Origin of the sequence: Photorhabdus caribbeanensis, assembly GCF_018448885.1 — a bacterium.
Classification (GTDB): Bacteria; Pseudomonadota; Gammaproteobacteria; order Enterobacterales; family Enterobacteriaceae; genus Photorhabdus; species Photorhabdus caribbeanensis.
Genome location: NZ_RCWB01000041.1, coordinates 15,968 through 40,055 on the forward strand (window position 1 = coordinate 15,968; position 24,088 = coordinate 40,055).

General features: G+C 40.9%; 22 protein-coding genes and 1 other RNA gene. 8 read left to right on the forward strand and 15 right to left on the reverse strand.

Annotation, left to right across the window (positions count from 1 at the left end; genetic code table 11):
- The first annotated feature begins 642 nt into the window (after window positions 1-642).
- From arcB to mtgA, 3 genes are all read left to right on the forward strand, one after another.
- Window positions 643-2,988 carry an aerobic respiration two-component sensor histidine kinase ArcB gene (gene arcB, locus EAE90_RS20045; protein WP_214054984.1) on the forward strand — a complete coding sequence of 782 codons (2,346 nt, stop codon included), beginning with the start codon at window positions 643-645 and terminating at the stop codon, window positions 2,986-2,988.
- Between the two features lie 237 nt (window positions 2,989-3,225).
- The gene (gene elbB / locus EAE90_RS20050; protein ID WP_214054985.1) at window positions 3,226-3,879 is read left to right on the forward strand and encodes an isoprenoid biosynthesis glyoxalase ElbB; all 654 of its coding nucleotides are present in this window, start codon (window positions 3,226-3,228) and stop codon (window positions 3,877-3,879) included.
- Window positions 3,880-3,883: 4 nt separating this feature from the next.
- On the forward strand, window positions 3,884-4,609 hold the full coding sequence (mtgA, locus tag EAE90_RS20055) for a monofunctional biosynthetic peptidoglycan transglycosylase (protein WP_214054986.1): 726 nt from the start codon (window positions 3,884-3,886) through the stop codon (window positions 4,607-4,609).
- Window positions 4,610-4,742: 133 nt separating this feature from the next.
- On the opposite strand, the gene dolP is transcribed toward mtgA, so the two are convergent.
- From dolP to EAE90_RS20075, 4 genes are all read right to left on the reverse strand, one after another.
- On the reverse strand, window positions 4,743-5,318 hold the full coding sequence (gene dolP, locus EAE90_RS20060; RefSeq protein ID WP_214054987.1) for a division/outer membrane stress-associated lipid-binding lipoprotein: 576 nt from the start codon (window positions 5,316-5,318) through the stop codon (window positions 4,743-4,745).
- 11 nt (window positions 5,319-5,329) lie between these two features.
- Window positions 5,330-5,920 (reverse strand): DnaA initiator-associating protein DiaA, encoded by a 591-nt coding sequence (gene diaA, locus EAE90_RS20065; RefSeq protein ID WP_036780324.1) that lies wholly within the window; start codon window positions 5,918-5,920, stop codon window positions 5,330-5,332.
- Window positions 5,921-5,944: 24 nt separating this feature from the next.
- Complete coding sequence (locus tag EAE90_RS20070; RefSeq protein ID WP_214054988.1) at window positions 5,945-6,325, reverse strand: YraN family protein; 381 nt, start codon at window positions 6,323-6,325, stop codon at window positions 5,945-5,947.
- 74 nt (window positions 6,326-6,399) lie between these two features.
- Window positions 6,400-8,142: a penicillin-binding protein activator gene (locus tag EAE90_RS20075; RefSeq protein WP_214054989.1), complete on the reverse strand. Its 1,743-nt coding sequence runs from the start codon at window positions 8,140-8,142 to the stop codon at window positions 6,400-6,402.
- A gap of 63 nt (window positions 8,143-8,205) precedes the next feature.
- On the opposite strand from EAE90_RS20075, the gene rsmI reads away from it, so the two are divergent.
- On the forward strand, window positions 8,206-9,072 hold the full coding sequence (gene rsmI, locus EAE90_RS20080; protein ID WP_214054990.1) for a 16S rRNA (cytidine(1402)-2'-O)-methyltransferase: 867 nt from the start codon (window positions 8,206-8,208) through the stop codon (window positions 9,070-9,072).
- A gap of 75 nt (window positions 9,073-9,147) precedes the next feature.
- Window positions 9,148-9,524: RNase P RNA component class A (rnpB, locus tag EAE90_RS20085), an RNA gene on the forward strand.
- 43 nt (window positions 9,525-9,567) lie between these two features.
- On the opposite strand, the gene EAE90_RS20090 is transcribed toward rnpB, so the two are convergent.
- A complete protein-coding gene (locus tag EAE90_RS20090) occupies window positions 9,568-10,269 on the reverse strand; it encodes a pirin family protein (protein WP_214054991.1) in 702 nt (233 codons plus the stop codon).
- Window positions 10,270-10,379: 110 nt separating this feature from the next.
- On the opposite strand from EAE90_RS20090, the gene EAE90_RS20095 reads away from it, so the two are divergent.
- Complete coding sequence (locus tag EAE90_RS20095) at window positions 10,380-11,276, forward strand: LysR family transcriptional regulator (protein ID WP_112895519.1); 897 nt, start codon at window positions 10,380-10,382, stop codon at window positions 11,274-11,276.
- Window positions 11,277-11,796: 520 nt separating this feature from the next.
- Here EAE90_RS20095 and EAE90_RS20100 read toward each other — a convergent pair.
- From EAE90_RS20100 to EAE90_RS20135, 8 genes are all read right to left on the reverse strand, one after another.
- The gene (locus EAE90_RS20100; RefSeq protein WP_214054992.1) at window positions 11,797-12,567 is read right to left on the reverse strand and encodes a hypothetical protein; all 771 of its coding nucleotides are present in this window, start codon (window positions 12,565-12,567) and stop codon (window positions 11,797-11,799) included.
- 98 nt (window positions 12,568-12,665) lie between these two features.
- Complete coding sequence (locus tag EAE90_RS20105; protein WP_214054993.1) at window positions 12,666-13,004, reverse strand: hypothetical protein; 339 nt, start codon at window positions 13,002-13,004, stop codon at window positions 12,666-12,668.
- Window positions 13,005-14,143: 1,139 nt separating this feature from the next.
- Window positions 14,144-14,539: a DoxX family protein gene (locus tag EAE90_RS20110; protein WP_214054994.1), complete on the reverse strand. Its 396-nt coding sequence runs from the start codon at window positions 14,537-14,539 to the stop codon at window positions 14,144-14,146.
- A 224-nt stretch (window positions 14,540-14,763) separates the two neighbouring features.
- Window positions 14,764-15,018, reverse strand: coding sequence for a YqjK-like family protein (locus EAE90_RS20115; protein ID WP_214054995.1), 255 nt, complete (start codon window positions 15,016-15,018; stop codon window positions 14,764-14,766).
- Complete coding sequence (locus tag EAE90_RS20120; protein ID WP_214054996.1) at window positions 15,011-15,412, reverse strand: phage holin family protein; 402 nt, start codon at window positions 15,410-15,412, stop codon at window positions 15,011-15,013. Before EAE90_RS20120 ends, EAE90_RS20115 begins: the two co-directional genes overlap by 8 nt.
- Before the next feature lies 1 nt (window position 15,413).
- On the reverse strand, window positions 15,414-15,719 hold the full coding sequence (locus EAE90_RS20125; protein WP_214054997.1) for an ElaB/YgaM/YqjD family protein: 306 nt from the start codon (window positions 15,717-15,719) through the stop codon (window positions 15,414-15,416).
- A 193-nt stretch (window positions 15,720-15,912) separates the two neighbouring features.
- Entirely contained in the window at window positions 15,913-16,584 is a 672-nt protein-coding gene (locus EAE90_RS20130) for a DedA family protein (protein WP_214054998.1), read from the reverse strand.
- 315 nt (window positions 16,585-16,899) lie between these two features.
- Window positions 16,900-17,058 carry a hypothetical protein gene (locus tag EAE90_RS20135; RefSeq protein WP_214054999.1) on the reverse strand — a complete coding sequence of 53 codons (159 nt, stop codon included), beginning with the start codon at window positions 17,056-17,058 and terminating at the stop codon, window positions 16,900-16,902.
- A gap of 89 nt (window positions 17,059-17,147) precedes the next feature.
- Here EAE90_RS20135 and EAE90_RS20140 point away from each other — a divergent pair, with 89 nt between their 5' ends.
- Both EAE90_RS20140 and sstT read left to right on the forward strand, forming a co-directional pair.
- Window positions 17,148-18,110, forward strand: a complete 963-nt coding sequence (locus EAE90_RS20140; RefSeq protein WP_214055000.1) for a TerC family protein — start codon at window positions 17,148-17,150, stop codon at window positions 18,108-18,110.
- A 290-nt stretch (window positions 18,111-18,400) separates the two neighbouring features.
- Entirely contained in the window at window positions 18,401-19,639 is a 1,239-nt protein-coding gene (gene sstT, locus EAE90_RS20145; RefSeq protein WP_214055001.1) for a serine/threonine transporter SstT, read from the forward strand.
- A 129-nt stretch (window positions 19,640-19,768) separates the two neighbouring features.
- Here the strand turns inward: sstT and EAE90_RS20150 are convergent, their stop codons facing one another.
- Together EAE90_RS20150 and asd are read right to left on the reverse strand one after the other, a co-directional pair.
- Complete coding sequence (locus tag EAE90_RS20150; protein ID WP_214055002.1) at window positions 19,769-21,790, reverse strand: oxidoreductase; 2,022 nt, start codon at window positions 21,788-21,790, stop codon at window positions 19,769-19,771.
- 734 nt (window positions 21,791-22,524) lie between these two features.
- A complete protein-coding gene (gene asd, locus EAE90_RS20155; protein ID WP_214055003.1) occupies window positions 22,525-23,643 on the reverse strand; it encodes an aspartate-semialdehyde dehydrogenase in 1,119 nt (372 codons plus the stop codon).
- Between the last annotated feature and the right edge of the window lie 445 nt (window positions 23,644-24,088).

Here is a 24,088-nt window from a genome sequence, read left to right on the forward strand (position 1 = left end):
ACTTGTTTATTTGTGATAAACAGGTGGTGACTTAAATGATATTGTGTCACTGCATAATTATGGTTCAGATGAGAATCTGACAGATGATTTCCAGTGACTTTCCAAGTTAACTAGAAATATAAATCAGGTCAAATATCACCGGGATAAGATAAGTATAGGTGATAATTAAGGCTAACATTATAATTTTTAAGTAAAAAATTTAATATTAGAGTTATGTGATATAGATCATGTTAGGATTTTAATGTGATTTATATCACTAATATTAGTGTAATATCTGTTTTATATATGCTGTTAAACTTTTATTTATTAGATTTAAAATCTAACTAATATAAACTTTAAAGAATTAATGTGTATTTTTGTTTCTTTATAAGAATAAAGTTTTATCTTTTTGGGGGTATTAAAGGAGTAAAAAAGAATTTTATGCTTATTTTGTCAATGTATTCGATTATTTATTCATATTTGGATTGTGCGAAAAGACCGGCAAGAGTAAAAAGCCAGAATAATGTTTGGTAAGTCATAACTAAAACTATTAAATAATACTATTGTTTTACCAGGTCAACAATTTCTGTTATTCCTTCAACGAAGTGGCCGGTCTTTTACGGTATGATCTGGAATGGTCATATTTAAGGGAGTTTTTATGAAATGAAGCTGCTCAGGGGCCTGGCCCAATATTATGTTGATTTAATGATGAAATTGGGGTTAGTGCGCTTTTCATTACTACTTGCATCCGCACTGGTTGTTCTTGCTATGGGTGTACAGATGGTAGTCACTTTTCTGCTTCAAGGAGGAGTGCAAAGTATTGATTTAGTCCGTTCAATTTTTTTTGGTCTGTTGATTACGCCCTGGGCCGTCTATTTCCTTTCGGTTGTTGTTGAACAGCTTGAAGAGTCCCGCCAACGATTATCCAAATTAGTTGAAAAGTTGGAAGTGATGCGTCAGCGTGATCGGGAACTTAATCAGCAATTAAAAGACAACATTATTAAGCTTAATCAGGAGATCTCTGTAAGGGAAAAAGCTGAACAGGCGCACCTGATATTGTTGGATAAACTCAAAGAAGAGATGAAACACCGTGAGCAGACACAGATTGAATTGGAACAGCAATCTGTATTATTGAAATCTTTTCTCGATGCCTCTCCTGATTTGGTCTATTACCGCAATGAAAATAATGAGTTTTCTGGTTGTAACCGGGCGATGGAGTTGCTGACGGGGAAAAGCCAGAAACAGCTTGTCGGACTGACGCCAAACGATGTTTATGACAAAGAAGTTGCTCGCAAGGTAATGAAAACTGATGAAAAAGTGTTCCGTCATAATGTTGCACTCACTTATGAGCAGTGGCTGGTTTATCCCGATGGCCGAAAAGCCTGTTTTGAACTTCGGAAAGTCCCTTTTTATGATCGGGTGGGAAAAAGACATGGGCTTATGGGATTTGGGCGCGATATAACGGAACGTAAGCGCTATCAGGACGCTTTGGAGAATGCAAGTAGGGATAAGACTACTTTTATCTCAACGATTAGCCATGAGCTTCGTACGCCTTTAAATGGCATTGTTGGTTTGAGCCGTATTCTGCTCGATACTGAGTTGACGTCTGAGCAAAATAACTATCTGAAAACGATTCATGTCAGTGCGATCACACTTGGTAATATTTTCAATGACATTATTGAAATGGATAAAATTGAACGGCGTAAGGTGCAGATTGATAATCAGCCAATTGATTTTACCGGTTTTATATCCGATCTAGAAAACCTCTCTGGGCTACTGGTGCAACCGAAAGATATTAAATTTGTAATGAACCCAGAACTGCCATTGCCTGCCAGAATTATGGCGGATGGCACTCGCTTGCGCCAAATTCTGTGGAACTTGATTGGCAATGCGGTGAAATTTACGCAGAAAGGGGAGATCAATGTTCGGATCTGGTACGAAGAGGGGGAGCGCCTGCTGTTTGAAGTCACAGATACGGGGATTGGTATCCCATATGATGAGCAAGAGAAGATTTTTGCGATGTATTATCAAGTGAAAGGCAGTCATGGTGGTTGCCCAGCAACGGGAACTGGTATTGGATTGGCGGTATCCAAGCGTTTGGCTCAAAGTATGGGAGGGGATATTGTGGTGGAAAGTGAGCCGGGACAAGGCTCTCGATTTACACTGTCTATCATTGCGCCTGCTATGGAGGAGAGTCTTCTATGCAAAGAAGAGACAGAAGATTGCCCACTTCCGGCTTTGCATATCTTATTGGTAGAAGATATTGAACTGAATGTGATTGTTGCTCGCTCTGTACTGGAAAAATTGGGTAACAGCGTGGAAGTCGCCATGAATGGTAAAGATGCGCTAGAAATGTTTAACCCAGAAGAGTTCGATCTGGTATTGCTGGATATTCAGCTACCCGATATGACTGGATTAGATATTGCCCGTGAATTACGTCGGCGATATGCCAAAAAAGATCTGCCCCCATTGATTGCACTGACGGCAAATGTCTTAAAAGACAAAAAAGAGTATCTCGATGCAGGTATGAATGGAGTGTTAAGTAAACCCCTTTCTGTGAATGCGTTAACCGCCATTATTGAACAATATTGGGGGGAACAATCTGTGCATCATATGCAGCCGAAAGAAGAGGAGTCAGGATTGATGAAAAAAAATGAAGATTTACTTGATACAGAAATGCTTAATCAATACATCGAGCTCGTTGGGCCTCAGTTGATTTGCAATAGTTTGAGTGTGTTTGAAAAGATGATGCCGGGTTATTTGTCTGTTCTTGATTCGAATATGACTGCCAAAGATCAGAAAGGCATTACGGAGGAAGCGCATAAGATAAAAGGCGCTGCGGGATCGGTTGGATTGCGTCATTTACAACAACTGGCTCAACAGATTCAATCACCTGATTTACCGGCATGGTGGGACAATGTTCAGGAATGGGTTGATGAGTTAAAGCAAGAATGGAGAAACGATACGGAAATTTTGAGAGAATGGTTGGCGGAAGCTGAAAAAAAATAACCCCAACCGAGGTTGGGGTGCGCGAATACTGCGCCAACACCAGGGAAAACTTTTTACACGCCTATCTAATAGATCTTTGGTTGCGGCGAGTAAATGGGGAATTCTCCGTACATCATACAAGTACCAACATAGCAAAGATAAGATTTTTTGTTACAAGATTCATTAAAATCTGTGATGAAGATTGGTGTTTAACCCCCTAAAGGGTTAAGCAATAATCTACTACAAATGGAGTGAGGTATGAAATCAGTTGCGGTTGTCTTAAGTGGATGTGGTGTCTTCGATGGTAGCGAAATTCATGAGTCAGTATTAACTATGCTTTCTTTAGACCGTTTAGGTGTTAAAACGAGCTTTTTTGCACCTGACGCACCACAACTTCATGTTATTAATCATATTAACGGTGAAGAAATAGGGGAAGAACGTAACGTTCTACAGGAATCTGCCCGTATTTCGAGGGGGAAAATTCAGCCTTTATCACAAGCAAATGCAGATGAATTTGATGCCCTGGTAATTCCTGGTGGATTTGGTGTTGCTAAGAATTTATGTGACTTTGCCGTTAAGACAGTTGATTGCGAAATAAATAAGGATTTATTAAGTTTGGTAAGGGCTATGCATAAGCAACATAAACCAATGGGATTTATGTGCATTGCCCCCGTTATGTTGCCAAAATTACTTAATAAATCGGTGAAACTAACTGTCGGCAATGATCCTGAAACGGTTGCTCAAGTAGAGGCAATGGGAGGTGTCCATATAGTTTGTGGGGTAAATGATGTTGTTGTTGATTTAGAAAACAAAATTGTGACAACACCAGCCTACATGCTTGCTGAATCTATTTCTCAGGCAGAAGTGGGAATTGATAAACTTGTCAGAAAAGTATTGGAAATGACTGAGTAACTGGATGCGAAATCCTTTTCAATTTTTATGGTACTGGCTTAAAAAAATCGTAATCTCAGTTATTATCTTATGGATAGTTTCTGTTGTTGCATTTTCATTTTTGCCAGTGCCGTTTTCTATGGTTATGGTTGAGCGCCAGATTAGCGCTTGGTCATCAGTTAATTTTTCTTATATATCTCGTTCTGACTGGGTAGGGCAAGGACAAATATCGCCAAATATCGCATTGGCTGTTATTGCTGCGGAAGATCAAAAATTTCCACAGCATTGGGGATTTGACTTTGATGCTATCGAAAATGTACTTGAACGTAACCAAAATAATTCTGGCAGACTCAGAGGAGCTTCAACGATTTCTCAGCAAACGGTCAAAAATTTATTTTTGTGGGATGGACGTAGCTGGTTAAGAAAAGGGGTGGAAGCCGGGATGACTTTTGTCATTGAACTGGGATGGTCAAAAAGTAGAATTCTGACTGTTTACCTTAACATAGCAGAATTTGGTGATGGAATTTTTGGTGTTGAAGAGGCATCCAGACACTATTTTCATAAATCGGCCAGTAAATTGACGGCATCGGAAGCGGCTTTACTTGCTGCTGTATTGCCTAATCCACACCGCTATAAAGTTAACGCACCTTCGGCTTATGTTTTACAGCGTCAACAATGGATTTTGCGGCAAATGCGGTTGTTGGGCGGGGTGAGTTACCTTGAGAAAAATGGGTTAATGCAGAGTGATTGAGGGAAGAATCGAGAAGTTATTTGGTTTGATATTGGATGATAAAAAGAGGTAAAACGCCGACGCCAAAAAATGACGCGGCCTAATACCTGGATGTTTGACCGATTTATCGTGTCATCGTCTTCAATCAATATGGTTAATTCAGATAAGTGAATGCGGTTGTCACCCGCTTAACACCGTTAGTTTCGCTGGCAATTTTTGCTGCGGCATTACCTTCCTGTTTGGTCAGAATGCCCAATAAAAAGACTTCGCCGTTTTCCGTAACGACTTTTATGTTAGAAGACTTAACCGAGTCACTAGCCAAGATTTTTGAGCGTACTTTAGTTGTAATCCAAGTGTCTTTGGAAGCTGTACTTAATTCAACGGGTTTTCCCTGACGAATTTCATTGTAAACAGTATGTGCTCCATCAACCCGCGATGCTATCTGTTTAGCTCGGTCTGAAAGGTTTGAATTTGGGCTTTGACCTGTTAGTAAAACTTTTCCTTGATAGGCGGTGGTAATAATACGGGTTTGCTCTTTGAGCTGTTTATCTTTGCCAAGCGCATTACTGACACGGGCTTCGAGAGTACTATCATCAACCTGTTGACCAACTGTTCGGGGATCGGTTGCTGTTTTAGTCGCTACAGCGGCAGAGCCTACCACGACTGCACCAATACACCCCTGTAACATCACAGCAGTACAAATTGTTGCTAATAGGGAGAAAAATCGCATTATTTGGCTCCTTAGTCATCCTGATGGGGAAAGAGTGTATTATCGATTAAGTCACATAGGCAGTTAACTGTTAGCATATGAACTTCTTGAATTCTGGCGCTGCGATGAGATGGGATACGAATCTCTACATCTTGTGGCCCGAGTAAGCCGGCGAGCTCACCGCCATCGTAGCCTGTAAGGGCGACAATCGTCATATCGCGGGTTACTGCGGCTTCAACGGCTTTAACAATATCACGGCTATTACCATGTGTGGAAATCGCTAATAACACATCGCCGGGCTGACCTAATGCCCTTACCTGTTTAGCATAAATTTCATCATGCTGTTTATTGCTTGAAATTGCAGTGATAACCACATTGTCTGCGTTAAGCGACAATGCAGGCAGGCTTGGACGTTCAGTCTCAAACCGGTTGATCATATTGGCTGCAAACCGTTGGGCGGTTGCGGCTGAGCCGCCATTACCACAGCAAAGAATTTTGTTACCATTCAGTAATGACTGAACCATCATCATTGCAGCTCGCGAAATAGCATCAGGTAATGCTTCTGCGGCTGCGATCTGAGTTTGAATACTTTCTGTAAAACAGACTTTAATTCTATCCAGCACGTTTATAACCTACTCAGTATCATTTTAACGAGTGAACTCATTTTGATTGAAGGCATTTTGCAACCAGTCAAATTGTTGACCAGTAATAGCACAAATATCAAAGCGACAAGAAGAGGTTTCAAAACATTCACCCCGTTGCAACAACCATATTGCGGCTGCGTGTAATAATTTTTTACACTTGCTATGGGTGACTGTCATTAGGGCATCTCCATGTTGTCCTGATTTGCGGAAACGGACTTCAATAAAAACCCAAGTTTGCTTGTCTTTCATAATCAGGTCAATTTCACCACCGCGAACTTTCACATTTGCGGCGATAAAAGATAATCCTTGTTTTTGTAAAAACAACTTTGCCTGCGTTTCATAGTTGCGTCCTAGCAAATAACTTGTCAGCTTTTTTATTTTCATCCTGCTTTTTTATTTTCATTCTCTGAAATGAGTCATTTGAATTGAAAGGCCGCTTGGTGACAAGCGGCAAGTAACTAAATAGCCGTGATTTGGCCTTGATGATATTTCATCCATGAAAGCTGTCGGAAAATGGTGCAGTTTTCCTGAACGGACAGCATCCCGGAAGCACCATTGAGATGGAAATCACTTTGAAGTTGAACCTGACTGAATTGATTTGCTAATGACCAGGCATCAATGCCCATAGCGTAAAGGCGCATCAAAGAGTAATCATTTGCAAATTTATTCGCTGCTTGCTGCATCAGTGGCAGGTTAGCGCCGGCGATTAAGGGAATATCACTGAATTGCATTCCTTCCATCTCCAGGCGGAAATCGGGGCCAACGCCAGCCTGATTACTGCGGGAACTTGCATAAAGGGCGGGCTTATCGCGGGAACTGATCGCCATATCAATCATTGTCTTAATCAGCGTCAGTTCATCTAGGGTAGAAACAATATAGACTGCATCTACTGGGCCGCCGGTAGAGGCAGGAACGACGTCGGTGTTTATCTGAGGGATTTCCAGATTACCAATGGCGATTGATGTAGGTTGATTGCTTGTAACATTGACCGCTGTTCCGGTTAGGCGGATACCCGTACCCCTATTAATTAATTGTTTCAGTTCGGCGGAAGAGCCAAAGGTTTGTTGCAGAACAGTATGCCCCCCTTGTTTTTGCCATTCCTGTGCAAAGGCATTGGCAATGCGGTCGCCAAAAGCTCCTCTGGGGACCAAAATCAGAGGATTCTGTTTCTGTTGCTGCCAAATGTGTTCCGCGGCATTTTTCGCTTCATCTTCTGGTGATAAAGAAAAATAGCAGATATTGGGCTGTGGTTGAGCATTATCTAACTCGTTGAGTACTAGCATATTTAATGAAGGATTTATCTGAACGAGTTTAACCACATCGGGTTTCAGTAACGGCCCGACAACTAAATTCACGCCGTCTTGCTTAGCCTGAATTAATAAATTTTCCAATGGCTGGCTTGCTGTGTCATAAATTTTGACCTGTTGGGTATTAATCGGCGCATTGGCTATGACCGGTGTTGTCTGAATAGTTGGTGTTGCTGATTCTACGGGCGCCGCTTCACTGGGGGACATATCGGTAGAAACCACGCCATCTGACGTACTATTGTTGTCTGCTATAGATAAATTTTCCGGGTTTTCTGTTGGCAATGATGGACTTGGTAAACCGGCCTGAGCATCGAGAAAACCTTGGCGAATGGCTTCACCGAATACTTTTGCTTGACCACTTAATGGCAGGAACAGAGCAAGATGGATATTCGTATCTTGCTGTTGGATGGCTGCTGATTGTAACTGCGTTGGGAGTGACAGTGCGGCAGGGTTTTGTGGATAACGAATTTTCCAGTCATGGATAGCCGCCTGTAGTTTGTCAGAGTCCTGTTTGTTATCCTGATAGGCACTGAGTAAGTCCAGCCAGCCTTGCAGAACATTTTCATCAGCGTTGATGACTAACCCACGGCGTTCTTGTGGTGAAAGACGAGTCAGCATTTGCCAGGTATCATCAATATTTTTTTGATGAACCGTACTTTCTTTCAGAAGTGATTCCTGAGCGATATAAGCACGGATAACATCAAGAGAAGGTTCGCCATGAGCGGCATCAATGATGGATTGATAACGGGCGATTTCTGTACTGATTTTGTCCTGAGTTTGCGAAGGTTGTTGCCCCTGTTGGTCAGGCGCGGTACATCCTGCGATGATCATAACTGTCAGCATAGCTGAACAGACTAAACCAGTTTTGATACGCACAAAAATTGAGGAAAGCATACTGTATCCAGCGATGTTTTTTTCAAAGATGCTCAATTTTAAATCGGCCATTCGGATGAAACAATGAATCAACCTAATCGAGCAGTGGTTACGACATCCACGCTATATGTTGTGCCAACCCCCATTGGAAACCTGGGTGATATCACTCAGCGTGCGCTTGAAGTTCTTGAGCATGTCGATCTGATTGCTGCCGAAGATACGCGACATACTGGCTTGTTGCTTCAACATTTTGCCATTAATGCGCGCATGTTCGCACTTCATGATCATAATGAACAGCAGAAAGCAGATCAATTAATTACAAAACTCCAACAAGGGCAAAGTATTGCATTAGTCTCTGATGCAGGAACGCCCTTGATTAATGATCCTGGTTATCATGTGGTCCGCCGTTGCCGTGAAGCCGGTATTCATGTTGTCCCGCTTCCGGGACCTTGTGCGGCGATAACCGCTTTGTCTGCTGCGGGCTTGCCATCGGATCGTTTCTGTTACGAAGGATTTTTGCCCGCAAAACGTAAAAGCCGGAGTGATACTTTGCGGGCTTTGGAAAAGGAGTCGCGCACATTAATTTTTTATGAATCCACTCATCGTCTGATCGATAGTTTGGAAGATATGGTTGAAGTATGGGGAACTGAACGTTACGTCGTTCTGGCGCGGGAATTGACAAAGACTTGGGAATCCATTCAGGGGATGCCAGTAGGTGAACTTCTGGCGTGGGTTAAGGAAGATGAAACCCGTCGCCGTGGTGAAATGGTATTGATCGTTGAAGGCTATAAAAAACGGGATGATGATATTTTGCCTCCAGAGGCATTAAGAACGCTGGCACTGCTTCAACAAGAATTGCCATTGAAAAAAGCGGCTGCATTGGCGGCAGAGATTCATGGCGTGAAGAAAAATGCACTTTATCGTCATGGGTTGGGACAGAATGAAGAATGATAGCAATTGCTAAATTAGGGCGGATAGTTGGTAAATGCCTATACATCGTTAAACAAACCTCTTATAATCCGTCGCGGAGTTGACTAGACAGTCGCTGCTTTATCATTAATCCTTTGGACGATGGATAGAGGAGAGGAAAGTCCGGGCTCCACAGGGCAGGGTGCCAGATAACGTCTGGGGGGTGAAAGCTCACGACCAGTGCAACAGAGAGCAAACCGCCGATGGCCTACTTAATGTAGGATCAGGTAAGGGTGAAAGGGTGCGGTAAGAGCGCACCGCACGGCTGGTAACAGTCCGTGGCACGGTAAACTCCACCCGGAGCAAGGCCAAATAGGGGTTCATTAGGTACGGCCCGTATCGAACCCGGGTAGGCTGCTTGAGCCAGTGCGTAAGTACTGGCCTAGATGAATGATTGTCCACGACAGAACCCGGCTTATCGGTCAACTTCAAAAAGTTAGCCCTATTAGATTGAAATCTGATGGGGCTTTCACTTTTTTAGGCCGCCAGATCAATTAACAATCCCTGAAATTCAGTATCTGCTTTCAAAACTAGTCGATTTTCTTCATGAATAAAAGCGCCATCTCCGCATTTAATCAAAGTATTATCCCTGGAATTGCCTCTTATTTTTATATTGCCGTTTAGAGATTGCAGATAGGCATTTTTTCCTTTTAATTGCAGATGATGAGATTGATTTTTAGTAAGGAAAATATGATTTACCCAAACTTGCTGACGTAATTGCATACTGCCATCTTCTGCGGTTGGAGAAGCTAGCATAGCTAATGGTTGTTCTGGTAACTCCATTCGTTGCAATGGTAAGCTTTCCTGTTGAGGAAAGGCATTCAACCAAAGCTGTAAGCGCGTCAGTGGTTTGTTAGTACTGGCATTATGTTCACTGTAGCTGATGCCTTGACGGGTAGAAAATAGCAGACATTCTCCCTTGCGGGCTCTGATGTAGTTGCCTTCGCTGTCACGGTATTCTGCTTCACCTTGTAGAATAATATTCAATATATCCACATGTGGATAGGATTTAGGTTGGAAAGCGGCTTTGGGGGCGATGACTTCTTGATTGAGTACACGTAGTGCGCCATAACCTAAAAACTTTGGGTCAAAATAGTGACCAAATGAAAATGTATAACGAGCCTGTAGCCAACCATAGTCAGCTTTTCCACATTGTTTTGCTGTTCTATTTATAATCATGATGGCAGTTACCTGAAAAAAACACATACTAAGAATAGTAATTATCTGGACGGCGAAATGTTAGCCAGTTAATCTGGTCGCCATATTCAAATTTCCTGATTGAGAAAAATATGAGCAAAGAACGAGCGCTTACACTGGAATCTCTCCGGGTCATGGATGCGATTGACCGGCGGGGAAGTTTTGCTGCGGCTGCGGATGAGCTTGGCCGCGTTCCTTCTGCACTTAGCTATACGATGCAAAAATTAGAAGAAGAGCTGGATGTAGTACTGTTTGACCGTTCGGGTCACAGAACTAAATTCACCAATGTTGGTCGTATGTTGCTTGAGCGTGGACGCCAATTGCTTGAAGCGGCTGATAAATTAACCGCTGATGCAGAGGCATTAGCGAGAGGTTGGGAAACTCACCTGACAATTGTTTGTGAAGCGTTGGTTCCGGCTTCTTCATTATTTCCATTAGTGGGCAAACTTGCTCAAAAATCGAATACTCAGCTCTCTTTATTGACTGAAGTTTTGGCTGGTGCATGGGAGAGGCTGGAAACGGGTCGGGCGGATATTGTTATTGCACCAGATATGCATTTTCGCGCATCGGCAGAAATTAATTCCCGTCAGCTTTACAGCATTACCAATGTTTATGTCGCTAGTCCTGATCATCCTATACATCAAGAGCCGGAGCCTTTGTCCGATGTCACGAGGGTGAAGTACCGTGGTATTGCTGTAGCAGATACAGCGAGGGAGCGCCCGGTATTGACGGTTCAATTGTTAGATAAGCAGCAGCGTTTGACGGTCAGTTCTCTGGAAGATAAACGCCGTGCTCTCTTAGCCGGGCTGGGCGTTGCTACTATGCCTTATCCTATGGTGGAACAAGATATTGCAGAGGGGCGTTTGCGGGTGATTAGTTCTGAATACAGCCATGACACAAATGTCATTATGGCATGGCGACGAGATAGCATGGGAGAAGCTAAGTCTTGGTGTTTACGGGAAATCCCTAAATTATTTGTTAGTCGGTAAGTAGAAGTGATGCGAACAATCAAATTAGAAGATAGGCTGTAAAAAACATGATTCGATGATTGTTTAACAAAATATGAAATTGTGGCACAACGAATCTAACATTCGTAAATGGCGCCAGCCAGTACAGCAGACTGTCTGGTTGGCTGTGCTGCTCTTTTTGAGCAGAGCTGACATCATTGGTAGGTGTAAATTTTGTCTGAACCCAAGTTTTTTGATCTCTATTCGATGAATATTGATGGTTCTATTTTTTGGGTACCAGACAGTGATGAAAACAGGGAGACTTTCGGATTTATTAATAACACCAGAACTGTTTTTCTTTAGGTCAGAATGGTTGTCCTGATGTTAATATATTCTTATATGGTTGTTGGCTCTATTATTGTGTATCTTTTCTTTAATCAATGGCAATAAATAAGACAGGCCATAGTGCATTTTTCTTTGGCAAGAAAGATGCTACTATAGCGACTGCCTGACTTTCTGAAAAATTGTACTTATCAGCCGAATTCGTCTCCATTTGTTATTTTTAGCCAAAATAATTTTTTGCCATATTATATTGTTTGATAAGATCATCGGTATTATCGTATGTGACAGACCAGCTGCTTAGATTAATTGTTGTGTTATGTTTAGCACTGTCTTTGTTCTTTTTTTTATAATCTTTTATTTGTAGTCTCCAACGTATTCCTAATACCCCAATTCCATCGCCTGTGTCTTTTTCTTTATCGAAATTATCTATTAGTAAGAGGAGTTTTATTCTCCACCCGGAATCATAGTCTTTGATATTGTCATCATTAATTGAGCTTAGGAGATTTGTTAGCGCAGATTCCATATCTGTTTTGTCCAGTGGTTCTACTAGAGTCTCAGAAGATCCCTTGGCAATTTGGATAAAGGCACTTTTCACTGCCTCTACGTTATCATATTTATCTGTTGATGCTGGTGGATCATCCTCATTTCCTGAAAATGTACTACAATTTTCCCCTAGCCATTTAAAATGTTCCGGTACACCAATATAAATTAGTTTCGTTTTGTATCCGAGGGCCTCATCTTCTGGTGACCAGTTAGCTTTGGATGTATGTACGAAATTCTCATCAATATACTCCCCAATTGCAAATGACTGTGTACTTCCTGTAATTAGTTGTTTTCTTACGTCTTCAATATATCCTGTGAGTAAACTTTCATCAGTAAGTTCACATGTTAGTCCAAGAGCAGTCAATTGTGCCTTTAAGTCACTTGCGGATAGTTGGTCTGGTGTGTCTTTTCTTAATTTTACATTTATTTTTTTACCTTGAATAATCATAAACTCTCCGTTATTACTTTATGGGAATTAAATGTTGATTTAACAATGCGTTATAGGCACATTGATTAATGTGGACTCTCTTTTTCTAGCTTAGAATTTTATGATCTATAAATTAATTCAATGCCTCTTAAATTGCCAAGTCTTACGCAAATGTTAACTTCTAATGCATTGAGATAAGCATTATGACTCATATCATAGAGCCCATAAACACCGTTACCCTCTGTAATACCGGGGGTTAGATATGTATCATACCATTTCCCTTCTACTAATACATTCATGGCTGGTCCATTTCCATTTTGATTGCTTGTAATATTTATACTGCTTATAGATGTGTTAGCAATTAATTTACCGTCGCAAACATCCTTTAATTTTCCTGCTCCGGCAGCATAAAATGGCATTAAACAAATAATGGTATAAGCAATTGAATTATATTTCATTTGTCTTCCCTATTCGTTTATTGTATGAAGGATTCTGTGAATTATCTGGTACAGGTATTTTGGTGAAATTAAAACACAATTATTAAAATACTAACTATTAGTCTGAGTGACTATCAATATTTTTAGTGGGTGTCCTATTAATTAAGTGATTTTCTAATGTATGTAGTTATGTGTCAAGTTGTTTTTTTCAGTTTTTTTGTCAATTGATAATATTGTTGATTTATCTCTTTAAATACGCTTTTTTATTTAATGGTTATAGGATTTTTTAATTTCAATCTGCAATTTAAAAAACAATTTGTTGTTTATTTAAAATCGACATAATTAATATTATTTTACGGAGAAAGTGGTTGTAATATAATAATTGTGGCTATTGTTAAAATGGTTTTTAGTTTAATGTGATAATGTTGATTTTTTATTATTTTATTGTCTGGAATATAATGGGTGATAATTATGTGAAGAGAATATATTAATAGTGAAATTAAATAATAAAAATATGTGAGTTTTAATTTAAATATCTATATAAATAATTATCCTACGTTGTAATAGTAATCATTTATTATGAAGTTATTTAATTGTAATAAGAGTGAAAGGATTTTTTTAAATGTGGTAATGTCTGATTTATGCTGAAATATATTATAACCTGTTTGTGAATATAATATTATTAATGTATGGTGATTTATTTGATTTTAAGATATTAAATGAAATGAATTTAAATAATTATATTGTGATTAAATAATCTTTAAATATATTAAAGTTAATTTTTTTATTTAAATTAGCATTGTGGGTGTTAATAGAATTTACACTGAAAATCCTATACTCTTTATATGAAATTTTTAAGGGTGCTTTTAACATTTTAATTTGTTATCTAACATGGATTTAATTAATTCCTGCTGAGAAATGAGGTGGTTATTTATTTTGATAAAATAACTATTTTACCAGAGTCATTGTGATTCAATAGAAGTTGGGCCTATTGATTAAAGTGAGCCGAAAGATCTTCGAGATCTTTCGGCTTGCTATTTACCTTTATGGATATTGGATATCTGGCTGATAAAATCCTTGAGCGAGAGTGGGATTTTGATCGTTTCGCCTTTTACCTGAAAACTGTTATTTTTCAGATTCATAACAGTCATAGCAGGAGATTACCAGTTTCTCTTCATCAAGCGGTCAATACTGAATTTACCAGGGCCTGTGATAGCCAGTAACAGATAACCTCCACCGATGGTCAGGTTTTTGAGAAACATAGTCTGGTTCATGCTTTCAGCAAAATTGCTGTGGAAGAGAATGGCAGTCAAGATACAGAAACCAAAGGTAAATAACGCGGTGGTACGAGTTAAGAAACCAAATAGAACTGCCAGACCACCACCCAATTCAAGTAAGATCGTCAGTGGTAATAGAAAGCCAGGGACGCCCATAGCATTCATATATTGCTGAGTACCCACGTAGGAATCACCTAATTTTCCATAACCTGCGACGATAAATAGAATCGGCATTAAAATGCGAGCCAGTAACAGGGCACTATCTTCAAATCTTTTCATTAACAACTCCTGAGACACTGAAAAATAATAATAATTTGTTTGATGATTAGCTTGTATCAACCGAAAACAGCACAATTTGTTAATCATTAACGGATGGAATGTATACTAAAGAGAGATGAGCTTAGTTGTAAGCAAGGATTATTAACAATTTTATACAAAGTTTTTGAATATAAGCAACCAAAGTGATCATCAATGAAGGATATTATCAAGAATTATTACCATTTTTATTTCAATAGTCGAATGATATAGCGAGACAAATGATAAAATTTCACAGGATGGCGAAGGCTATATAAAGAGATGGCGTGGATTGCGGGTCGCAGATAGGGTTTTAACGACAAAAGCTTTTGCCAGCTTTTGTCATAAGGTTCAGTAAAGCTCTTCCAGAGTTGTGTATTGTTGGAAAGTTCAAGTCGTTGTAGCTGGATATCTCTGAGTAGCTGCTGTTTTTTCAGCTTTTTCTCCTGACGTTGTTTACTCATTACTGTAATCCTCCAGCATTTCTCGGTCGATCTTGAGTTGCTCGCGAGTAGCGCTAAGTAATGTTGAACTTTTCGCTTTCCTGATGGTCCATATAAGGCCAATAAGCGCCAGAACGAGTAGTGTGCCAGTGGTGCTTGCTAATACGATAAAACGCCAGTTGGGATCGATAGCCCAAAAAATCATAACAAGTAAACACATGAGGCCGAAAGCAGTGAATAGCAATGTTAGGCTGGCTATGACTATCAGTTGTATCAAAGTGGCTTTTTCTTTTTCCAACTCTACAACAATAAGTTGTAAACGAGTTTCTACTATCTCGACAGCAACAGTAGCAATACGTTGGAGAATATCAAGGACCCCTTTACCGGGGCCTTGAGATTTGGATGAGTTACTCATATTAGCGTTTAGCTAATAATACACCTAATATGGCACCGACCGCAGTACCTATACCGATGCTTGTCCACGGCTTATCATGAACATAGAGATCGGCACGGCCCGCCATATCTTTTGTTTTCTTAACAACCATATCGCTGGCATTACCGAGTTTAAAACGAGTATCTTTGATGACTTCTTCTACTTTGTTGCGAAGTTCTTCCAACTCAACTTTGGATTTGTCACCAGAGCTTTGGATCACTTCTTCCAGTGTTTCTGCGAGTGATTTTAGTTCAATGCGTAGATCTTCAGTAGTTTTGATCTGTGACATGTAGATTACTCCTTATTTAAGGTGTGTATATTTGACTTAGTTAGCCGCTTTTCCTGATGCCGGAAAAGACTATCCTTAAATATAGCTTATATTTTGAAAGATGAATGAAAAACATTAGAGTTATTTCACTATTCTGCTGCAAACGATACTTCTATCTACAGCAGGGAGGGATATTAGGTTTTATTGGTATTAATTACTTTTTTTGAGGGGATTGGCAGGTTTTTTTACGCCACACAACTAACAAACTGCCGCTAAAACCAATAATGAGTAAAGCAAGTGGTAGTAATATCAGGAAATTCATTACCAAATCTTCATACTGACGGAAAATGGGGGTTTTACCAAGTGCATAACCTAAAGAGGTAAGGATCATGACCCACAGGAAGCCACTGAGCCAGTTAAAAAACTGGAAACGGCTGTTTTGTAGACCTGTCAGGCCCGCAAGTGTTGGAAGAAGAGTTCTGACAAATGCGAGGAAGCGGCCGAGAAGTAAAGCAGACAGACCGTGGCGGTGAAAAAGGCTGTAAGCTCTTTGGTGGTAGTAGGCTGGAAGGTGAGAGAGCCAGCCTTGCACTATTTTGGTATTTCCTAGCCATTTTCCCTGGAGATAACCGACCCAACAACCTAAGCTTGCTCCGGCAGTTAATATTACAATCGTCAGAGGGAAACTCATTGCACCTTTGGCAATTAATACGCCAACCAGTATAAGCAGGCTATCTCCTGGCAGGAATGCAGCAGGAAGGAGGCCATTTTCAAGGAAGAGGATCAAGAATAGCATGATATAAATGGCCCATAATAGGGATGGATTGGCCAGAGTTTCATAATCTTGGTACCAAAGTGCATATATAAGTTCTTTTACTATTTCCATCAGGTGTTCCTAAAATGCCTTTGTTCGTTCATCCTGAAAGCATGAGGCTAAACTGATTAAATTACGTCCTGTTTTACGTTATTTGGCTGGTTTTAATACCTTTTTACGCCGTTGAAAAAGGCAAATGACGCGGCCTGTGCCACTGTAACAAAATCAGGGGTGACTAAACAGAAAATTTTGGTGATCAATTGAACGTTCATTAAAATGGGATAGGAAATAGGTTTATGAGGTTGGATGAATTGCGTTTTTTCCTACTGTTTTTATTATCATTTTTTTATTTTTTCAGTGGTAGATTGATTCTTGTATAAATTTGATTTATTTTTCACCACAGCAAAGGGGAGTAACTTCCTTAGCCGGTTTATCGTCATTACGATGCAACAGCATCCGGTAGCCGGGCAACCCTGAACTTATACCTAATGGTGCATTTTCTGTGTTGTAAGTGAGACCTTGCCAGAAGGCGAGGGTTGCTTGCAATACATCCATCTCCACGATGTGGGGAAGAAATATAGCAGCGGCTGGCGTCTTCTGAGACTTCAGCCGTTTTTGTTTGTGAGAGAAAGAAAATGAACTCTGTGGGTAGCCCTCTTTTATGGGGAAGTTTTGCTGTTTTAATGACGATTATGTTGTTGCTGGATCTATCCTTACAGGGGCGTAAGAAAGAGCAGGCAATGTCGTTTTTCCAAGCCGCTGTCTGGAGTGTAATCTGGGTAAGTTTATCGCTCTTATTTGCATTAGGATTATGGTGGTATTGCCGAGAAACCGTAGGAGAAACTGTTGCTAATAGTCAGGCAATGGCTTTCCTTACCGGGTATTTACTTGAGAAAGCGCTTGCTGTTGATAATGTATTTGTTTGGCTGATGTTATTTAGCTATTTTGCTATTCCGGCAAATTTGCAACGTCGGGTGCTTATTTACGGTGTTTTAGGCGCAATTGTGCTGCGTACCGTGATGATCTTTGCAGGGAGCTGGCTGGTTTCTCAATTCAGTTGGATACTCTATCTGTTCGGCATCTTTCTGCTGGTTACTGGCGTTAAGATGGCGTTAGCAAAAGAGGATGGTTCCCCGATAGGCGATAAACCTTTTGTCCGTTGGCTAAAAGCGCATATTCGCATCACTGATAATCTTCACGGAGAGCGTTTCTTTGTGAAAGAAAAAGGTTTGTTATATGCGACTCCACTAATCTTGGTCCTGATTTTGGTTGAAATTAGTGACGTTATTTTTGCTGTAGACAGTATTCCTGCTATTTTTGCTGTGACTACAGATCCTTTTATTGTTTTGACCTCTAATCTTTTCGCTATCTTAGGATTACGTGCAATGTATTTTTTACTGGCAGGTGTAGCAGAGAAATTTACAATGCTGAAATATGGTTTATCAATCATTCTGGTATTTATCGGTATTAAAATGCTAATAATAGATTTTTATCATATTCCTATGGGGGTTTCTCTGGGAACTGTAGCGAGCATTTTAACAATAACAATGATTATTAATGTTTGGGTAAATAAGTACAAAACTAAAGAACTCCAGTAATTAGATAACTATTTTTTAACAGATAACCATATCTTTCTTGAATGAGAAGATATGGTTTCTTCTGGTCTTAAATTGCTGCGAAATGGTTAAACATAAAAACAAATAATTGTGTTTTGTAAATGTGTAAATTGCCGTTTTGATCACACAAATGTGAATGAGTTGTTAATAAGTGCTGGCGAGGTTGTATATTTTAACTATCGCAGCTTTTCACTACTCTTGGTTTCCCTATACTGAGGAAGCAAACACAAAAAATATAGGCTTAACAGAACTGTTAATAAAATGGATCAGCTATGGAAAAACAAAAACGTGGTTTCGTGTATTACATTGTACAAGGGAGCCTGGTTAAACAAATTTTGATAGGTTTAATTGCAGGGATACTGTTAGCGTGGTTGACGCCTTCGGTTGCCAAATCAGTCAGTTTGCTTGGAACGTTGTTCGTTGGCGCCTTAAAAGCAGTAGCCCCGGTATTGGTATGGATTCTGGTTATGTCTTCTATTGCTAACCATAAAGAAGGCCAGAAAACTAATATTCGCCCGATCCTTATCCTCTATATCTTGGGTACTTTTTTTGCTGCGTTAGTTGCCGTGGCCGGTAGCTTTATATTTCCGTTGCAACTGGTGCTAGCTGTTAATGATGCTCAGATGTCACCTCCTGAAAACATTATGGAGGTGATTAAAGGGTTACTGGTTAATGTTGTCGCTAATCCAGTAAACGCGTTACTGAATGGTAACTATATCGGTATTCTTGCTTGGGCTATTGGTCTTGGTATCGCACTGCGCCATGCAACGGATTCAACGAAATCTCTAATTCATGACATGTCTGAGGCGGTTACTCAGATTGTTCGGGTGGTCATTCGTCTTGCACCGATTGGTATTTTTGGTCTGGTGTCTTCAACCATCGCAGAAACGGGATTTGGCACCTTACTGGGATATGTCCAATTGCTGGTTGTATTACTGGGTTGTATGTTGGTTATGGCACTCATTGTAAATCCATTGATTGTTTACTGGAAAATTCGACGTAATCCTTATCCGCTGGTATTTGCTTGCCTGCGTGAAAGTGGTGTAACTGCATTTTTCACTCGCAGTTCGGCGGCAAATATTCCAGTGAATATGGCGATGTGCCGCCGTATGAATCTGCATGAAGATACTTATTCAGTTTCCATCCCGTTGGGAGCAACCATCAATATGGAGGGCGCTGCGGTGACAATTACGGTATTGACTTTAGCCGCGGTCAATACGTTAGGTATATCGGTTGATCTGCCTACAGCATTTCTACTGAGTGTGGTTGCTGCAATTTGTGCCTGTGGTGCTTCTGGTGTGGCGGGGGGATCGTTATTGTTGATCCCTTTAGCGTGTAGCATGTTTGGGATTTCCAATGAAATGGCTATGCAGGTTGTGGCAGTCGGTTTGATTATTGGTGTATTACAGGATTCCGCGGAAACGAGTCTGAACTCTTCTACCGATGTATTGTTCACTGCTGCTGTTTGTCAGGCTGAGGATGACCGTCTGTCATCGGATCAGTTAACTTAACGTAATTTATTTAAGTATTCAGGTTTAATCAATCAAGGTAAGAAAAAGTAAAATGTCCGCGCCAGGAATGGCGCGGCTTGAGGATTTACTTTGTTTTTACGATTTGTCTGTGACTGCCATTATTCATCATTAAATTCTAAGTCCTAACCGAGTACCTTGATCGATAGCCCGTCTGGCGTCCAATTCGGCAGCAACATCTGCCCCACCAATAAGATGCACAGTTTTTCCCGCTTGCTGTAACGGCTGATACAAGTCTCTCAGTGGCTCTTGTCCTGCACAAATAATGATGTTATCTACGGCAAGACAGCTCTGTTCCCCATTACAACTAACATGTAATCCTTGATCATCTATTTTTAAATATTGCATGTTGTTTAACATTTTTACACCACGCAGGTGTAAATTAGTTCTGTGTATCCAACCTGTTGTTTTACCGAGTCCTTCACCAACCTTTGTCGGCTTACGTTGCAATAAATAAATTTTCCGAGGAGAAGATTCTGCTTTAGGGCCTTGGGGGGATAAACCGCCACGATGTGTCAGATTATGGTCAATGCCCCATTCTTCACTGAAAGCGGTACTATCAAGGCTAGAACTTTTTCCTGGTTGACTCAGATATTCTGCGGTATCAAAGCCGATGCCACCCGCGCCAATGATAGCTACACGTTGTCCGACATTTTTCTTATCCTTTAGTACATCTAGGTAGCTCAGTACCTTTTCGTGATGGATACCATCGATCGTGAGTTGGCGGGGCGCAATGCCGCTGGCGATAATCACTTCATCGAAATCAGAGAGTGTTTCTGTTGTGGCAGTTTGGTTCAACCGTACATCAACATGATGAATTGCTAACTGACGCTGAAAATAGCGTAATGTTTCATGAAATTCTTCTTTACCAGGGATCTGTTTAGCAATATTAAATTGTCCGCCAATCTGTCCGTCACGTTCAAACAGAGTGACATGATGACCACGACTGGCAGCGGTTACTGCGAATGACAATCCGGCAGGTCCGGCACCGACAACCGCCAGTTTTTTAGGTCTGATAACAGGTTCGGCGGCCATTTCTGTTTCGTGGCAGGCGCGGGGATTAACTAAACAAGAGGCTATTTCACCGACAAAAATCTGATCCAGACATGCCTGATTACAGCCAATACAAGTGTTAATCTCGTCGGCTCGTCCTTGTTGGGCTTTCATAACAAATTCAGCATCAGCCAGAAAAGGTCGTGCCATAGAAACCATATCGGCACAACCTTGTGCTAGCACTTGCTCTGCAATGTTGGGATCATTAATTCTGTTTGTTGTGATCAATGGAATAGAAACTTTTCCCATTAGCTTTTGCGTTACCCAACTGAATCCAGCACGGGGAACCATAGTGGCAATCGTTGGAATCCTAGCCTCATGCCAGCCGATACCGGTATTGATAATAGATGCCCCCGCTTGCTCAATGGCAACCGCGAGTTGCTCGATTTCCTGCCAATTAGATCCCTCTTCTACTAAATCCAGCATTGAAAGCCGGTAGATTAGAATAAATTCTCGTCCAGTTGCTTGACGGACAGCTCTAACAACCTCCACGGCAAAGCGCATTCGATTTTCAAAACTTCCGCCCCATTTATCTTGGCGGTGGTTGGTGCGAGTAGTCAGGAACTGGTTAATCAGATAACCTTCAGAACCCATGATTTCTACGCCATCATAACCTGCTTGTTGTGCCAGTTGAGCACAATGAGCGAAGTCAGCAATGGTTTGCTGGATGTCCTCTTCTGTCATTTCGCGAGGCATGAATGGATTAATTGGTGCTTGAATGGTAGTGGGGGCGACAAGGTTAGGTTGATAGCTGTAACGGCCGGTATGTAAGATTTGCATTGCAATTTTTCCACCAGCCTGATGAACTGCATTTGTAATAACTTTATGATGAATAAGGTCTTCTTCATCTACCAGAAATGCAGTGCCTTTTCCTATAACACCTTGTTTATTTGGTGAAATTCCTCCTGTGACAATCAATGCCACTCCTCCGGCTGCCCGTTCAGCGTAAAAGCGGGCAAGCTTCTGGGCACGATCAGGATGTTCCTCTAACCCGGTGTGCATTGATCCCATCAAAATGCGGTTTTTCAATGTAGTGAACCCTAGGTCTAGAGGGGTGAACAGGTGAGGATAATGGCTCATTGCAATCTCCATCGGGTGTTTGTCAATCATAACCAGATTATTATTGTGTCCTAAACCACTAGTCAAAACCCTAAGTGGTCGGATGAGTAATGGTTCAAATTTAGATGGAATAAGGTTAATTGGGAAAAAAATGTTAAATGAATGTGATGAAGGTCATGAAATCAGGTTCTTTCATAAATTAGTGAAAAGAATCTGACTGCAAAAGTTGTTGATGTACTCCTTGTTGATTGGAACTAGAAAGGTTAACCAGATCACAAAATGGGCCAAATTGATTTCAGACGTTCACTTTCCAGGATAATCCGTGGCATAGTTTTGTATTCTTACATGAGAGAATATGACTAATTCAGCCAGGAGGTTTGTTTATCCAGTTTTAGTATTTTTTTGAATGATGTGGTAGTGATTTGAATCTGAGGAATCTCCACAAAAATGACGGGCATAGAAAAACATGATCTACCGATTGAACCGATAAAATGGAAAGCGAGCCTTTGGGAATTAGGGTAAGTCGAAGCAAATCAGGCAGACGATTATTGATGCTTGAGTTTATTTGCACTGCTGATATGAAACTTCTAACGTTGATGCTTAAAATTGGTTCTATCACCCGTTTTTCTCAGGTTTGTCCTACAACGCGCCAAGATAGAACGCGTTGTAAATCAGGGAAGCACTAGTAGCCGTAAAAAAACAGACGATGAAATGGCTCAAACGTTAGTTCATCGCTCTGATTTTTTGTCTATTGATTATGCTCTGTTGAGCAGAATATTTAACATACGGCGCAACGGTTCGGCTGCACCCCATAGTAGTTGATCGCCGACAGTGAGGACAGAATAAATCGATTCATCGTTAAGTGACATTTTCTTATAGCGCCCGACACCTACGCGTAAAGAACCGCTAATAGCGGCTGGAGTCAACTTGCTAATGCTCTCTTCTTTGTTGTTGGGCACGTAGCTTACCCACGGATGCGCATTTTGCACTAGTTCAACAAATTCGGTTTCGCTGACGTCGCGTTTCAACTTCATAGTGATCGCTGCGCTGTGACAGCGAATTACACCGACGCGAATACACAGACCGTTGACCTTGATAGTGCCGGGTTGGAGACCTAGGATCTTGTTGGTCTCTACTTCACCTTTCCATTCTTCCCGGCTATTGCCGTCACCGAGATCGCTGTCAATCCAAGGAATGATGCTACCTATCAGAGGCACACCGAAAGCCTGTGTCGGCAATTCTGGGCTGCTAATCAGATTGGTAACTTTTTTTACCAAAGGCAGTATTGAGCTTTTGTCGGTTAGATCGTCTATGCTCAAGTATTGGCTAATGTATGAGTTTTGTGCTATCAGTTCACGCACATACTTGGCCCCCGCGCCAGAAGCGGATTGGTAGGTCATTAAGCTCATCCATTCAATTAGGTCAGCTTTCACGAGGCCGGCTAGTCCCATAAGGCTCAGCGTAATAGAACAGTTTCCGCCGACGAAAAGTTTGGTGCCTTTGCTAACTTCATAATCAATCTGGTTACGGTTGACCGGATCGAGAATGATGCAGGAGTCCCTATCCATGCGTAGTGCCGAGGCGGCGTCAATCCAATAGCCTTGCCAGCCACTGGCCTTGAGAGCTGGATAAATTGCTTTGGTATAATCGCCGCCTTGGCAAGTAATAATTATGTCCATTTCCGTCAATGCGCTGACTGCGTTGGCGTCTTTGAGTTGATAAGTAATGCCATCAATGGTAGGACCAGAGGAGCCAGCACTCGATGTACTATAAAAGTGAGGGACAATGCCTTGAAAATCGTTTTCTTCTAGCATGCGTTGCAACAAAACAGAGCCTACCATTCCCCGCCAACCAATTAAGCCGACTTTTTTCATCATAATATCTTACCTGTGTTAAGTTATGGCATTGTTGAAGATTTGTTATACATTGGCGATAGGATAATGTCATTAAAGATTGCTGAGCACTTAAGATAAGTTGTAGATGAATTTTATCGCCAGTATAAAAATGATTAACAGCGCTAACCTTATCAACGAATTACACAAGTAGCATCCGCATGGTGAATGATAATGTGTCGTGAATGGCACCGTAATAGAAGGAGAAATAAGAAGTTTCCCCACTGCTAGTTGGAGGTTTAATCAGCTCATTCAGTTTTTTCATGTTATACCATGATGGAAATGTGTTCAGTATGAATACAGGGTGGGATCTCACACTTTTAATAAGGTTATTTTGGTTAAATAAAAATCAGAACATGACTTTTTATAGGTATTTCTCTCATTAAAACGTTAAGATCTCTCTCTTCCATAAAAAAGCGATCCTAAT

Excerpts from the sequence above, each read along its gene's own strand:
- EAE90_RS20075 (WP_214054989.1), bottom strand. The coding sequence starts at position 8,142 with ATGCTTTCCTCAATTTTTGTGCGTATCAAAACTGGTTTAGTCTGTTCA.
- elbB (WP_214054985.1), top strand. The coding sequence starts at position 3,226 with ATGAAATCAGTTGCGGTTGTCTTAAGTGGATGTGGTGTCTTCGATGGT.
- EAE90_RS20115 (WP_214054995.1), bottom strand. The coding sequence starts at position 15,018 with ATGAGTAAACAACGTCAGGAGAAAAAGCTGAAAAAACAGCAGCTACTC.
- mtgA (WP_214054986.1), top strand. The coding sequence starts at position 3,884 with ATGCGAAATCCTTTTCAATTTTTATGGTACTGGCTTAAAAAAATCGTA.
- EAE90_RS20140 (WP_214055000.1), top strand. The coding sequence starts at position 17,148 with ATGAACTCTGTGGGTAGCCCTCTTTTATGGGGAAGTTTTGCTGTTTTA.
- EAE90_RS20125 (WP_214054997.1), bottom strand. The coding sequence starts at position 15,719 with ATGTCACAGATCAAAACTACTGAAGATCTACGCATTGAACTAAAATCA.
- EAE90_RS20070 (WP_214054988.1), bottom strand. The coding sequence starts at position 6,325 with ATGAAAATAAAAAAGCTGACAAGTTATTTGCTAGGACGCAACTATGAA.
- sstT (WP_214055001.1), top strand. The coding sequence starts at position 18,401 with ATGGAAAAACAAAAACGTGGTTTCGTGTATTACATTGTACAAGGGAGC.
- EAE90_RS20120 (WP_214054996.1), bottom strand. The coding sequence starts at position 15,412 with ATGAGTAACTCATCCAAATCTCAAGGCCCCGGTAAAGGGGTCCTTGAT.
- EAE90_RS20105 (WP_214054993.1), bottom strand. The coding sequence starts at position 13,004 with ATGAAATATAATTCAATTGCTTATACCATTATTTGTTTAATGCCATTT.
- arcB (WP_214054984.1), top strand. The coding sequence starts at position 643 with ATGAAGCTGCTCAGGGGCCTGGCCCAATATTATGTTGATTTAATGATG.
- EAE90_RS20090 (WP_214054991.1), bottom strand. The coding sequence starts at position 10,269 with ATGATTATAAATAGAACAGCAAAACAATGTGGAAAAGCTGACTATGGT.
- EAE90_RS20095 (WP_112895519.1), top strand. The coding sequence starts at position 10,380 with ATGAGCAAAGAACGAGCGCTTACACTGGAATCTCTCCGGGTCATGGAT.
- asd (WP_214055003.1), bottom strand. The coding sequence starts at position 23,643 with ATGAAAAAAGTCGGCTTAATTGGTTGGCGGGGAATGGTAGGCTCTGTT.
- EAE90_RS20130 (WP_214054998.1), bottom strand. The coding sequence starts at position 16,584 with ATGGAAATAGTAAAAGAACTTATATATGCACTTTGGTACCAAGATTAT.
- EAE90_RS20150 (WP_214055002.1), bottom strand. The coding sequence starts at position 21,790 with ATGAGCCATTATCCTCACCTGTTCACCCCTCTAGACCTAGGGTTCACT.
- EAE90_RS20110 (WP_214054994.1), bottom strand. The coding sequence starts at position 14,539 with ATGAAAAGATTTGAAGATAGTGCCCTGTTACTGGCTCGCATTTTAATG.
- EAE90_RS20100 (WP_214054992.1), bottom strand. The coding sequence starts at position 12,567 with ATGATTATTCAAGGTAAAAAAATAAATGTAAAATTAAGAAAAGACACA.
- rsmI (WP_214054990.1), top strand. The coding sequence starts at position 8,206 with ATGAATCAACCTAATCGAGCAGTGGTTACGACATCCACGCTATATGTT.
- dolP (WP_214054987.1), bottom strand. The coding sequence starts at position 5,318 with ATGCGATTTTTCTCCCTATTAGCAACAATTTGTACTGCTGTGATGTTA.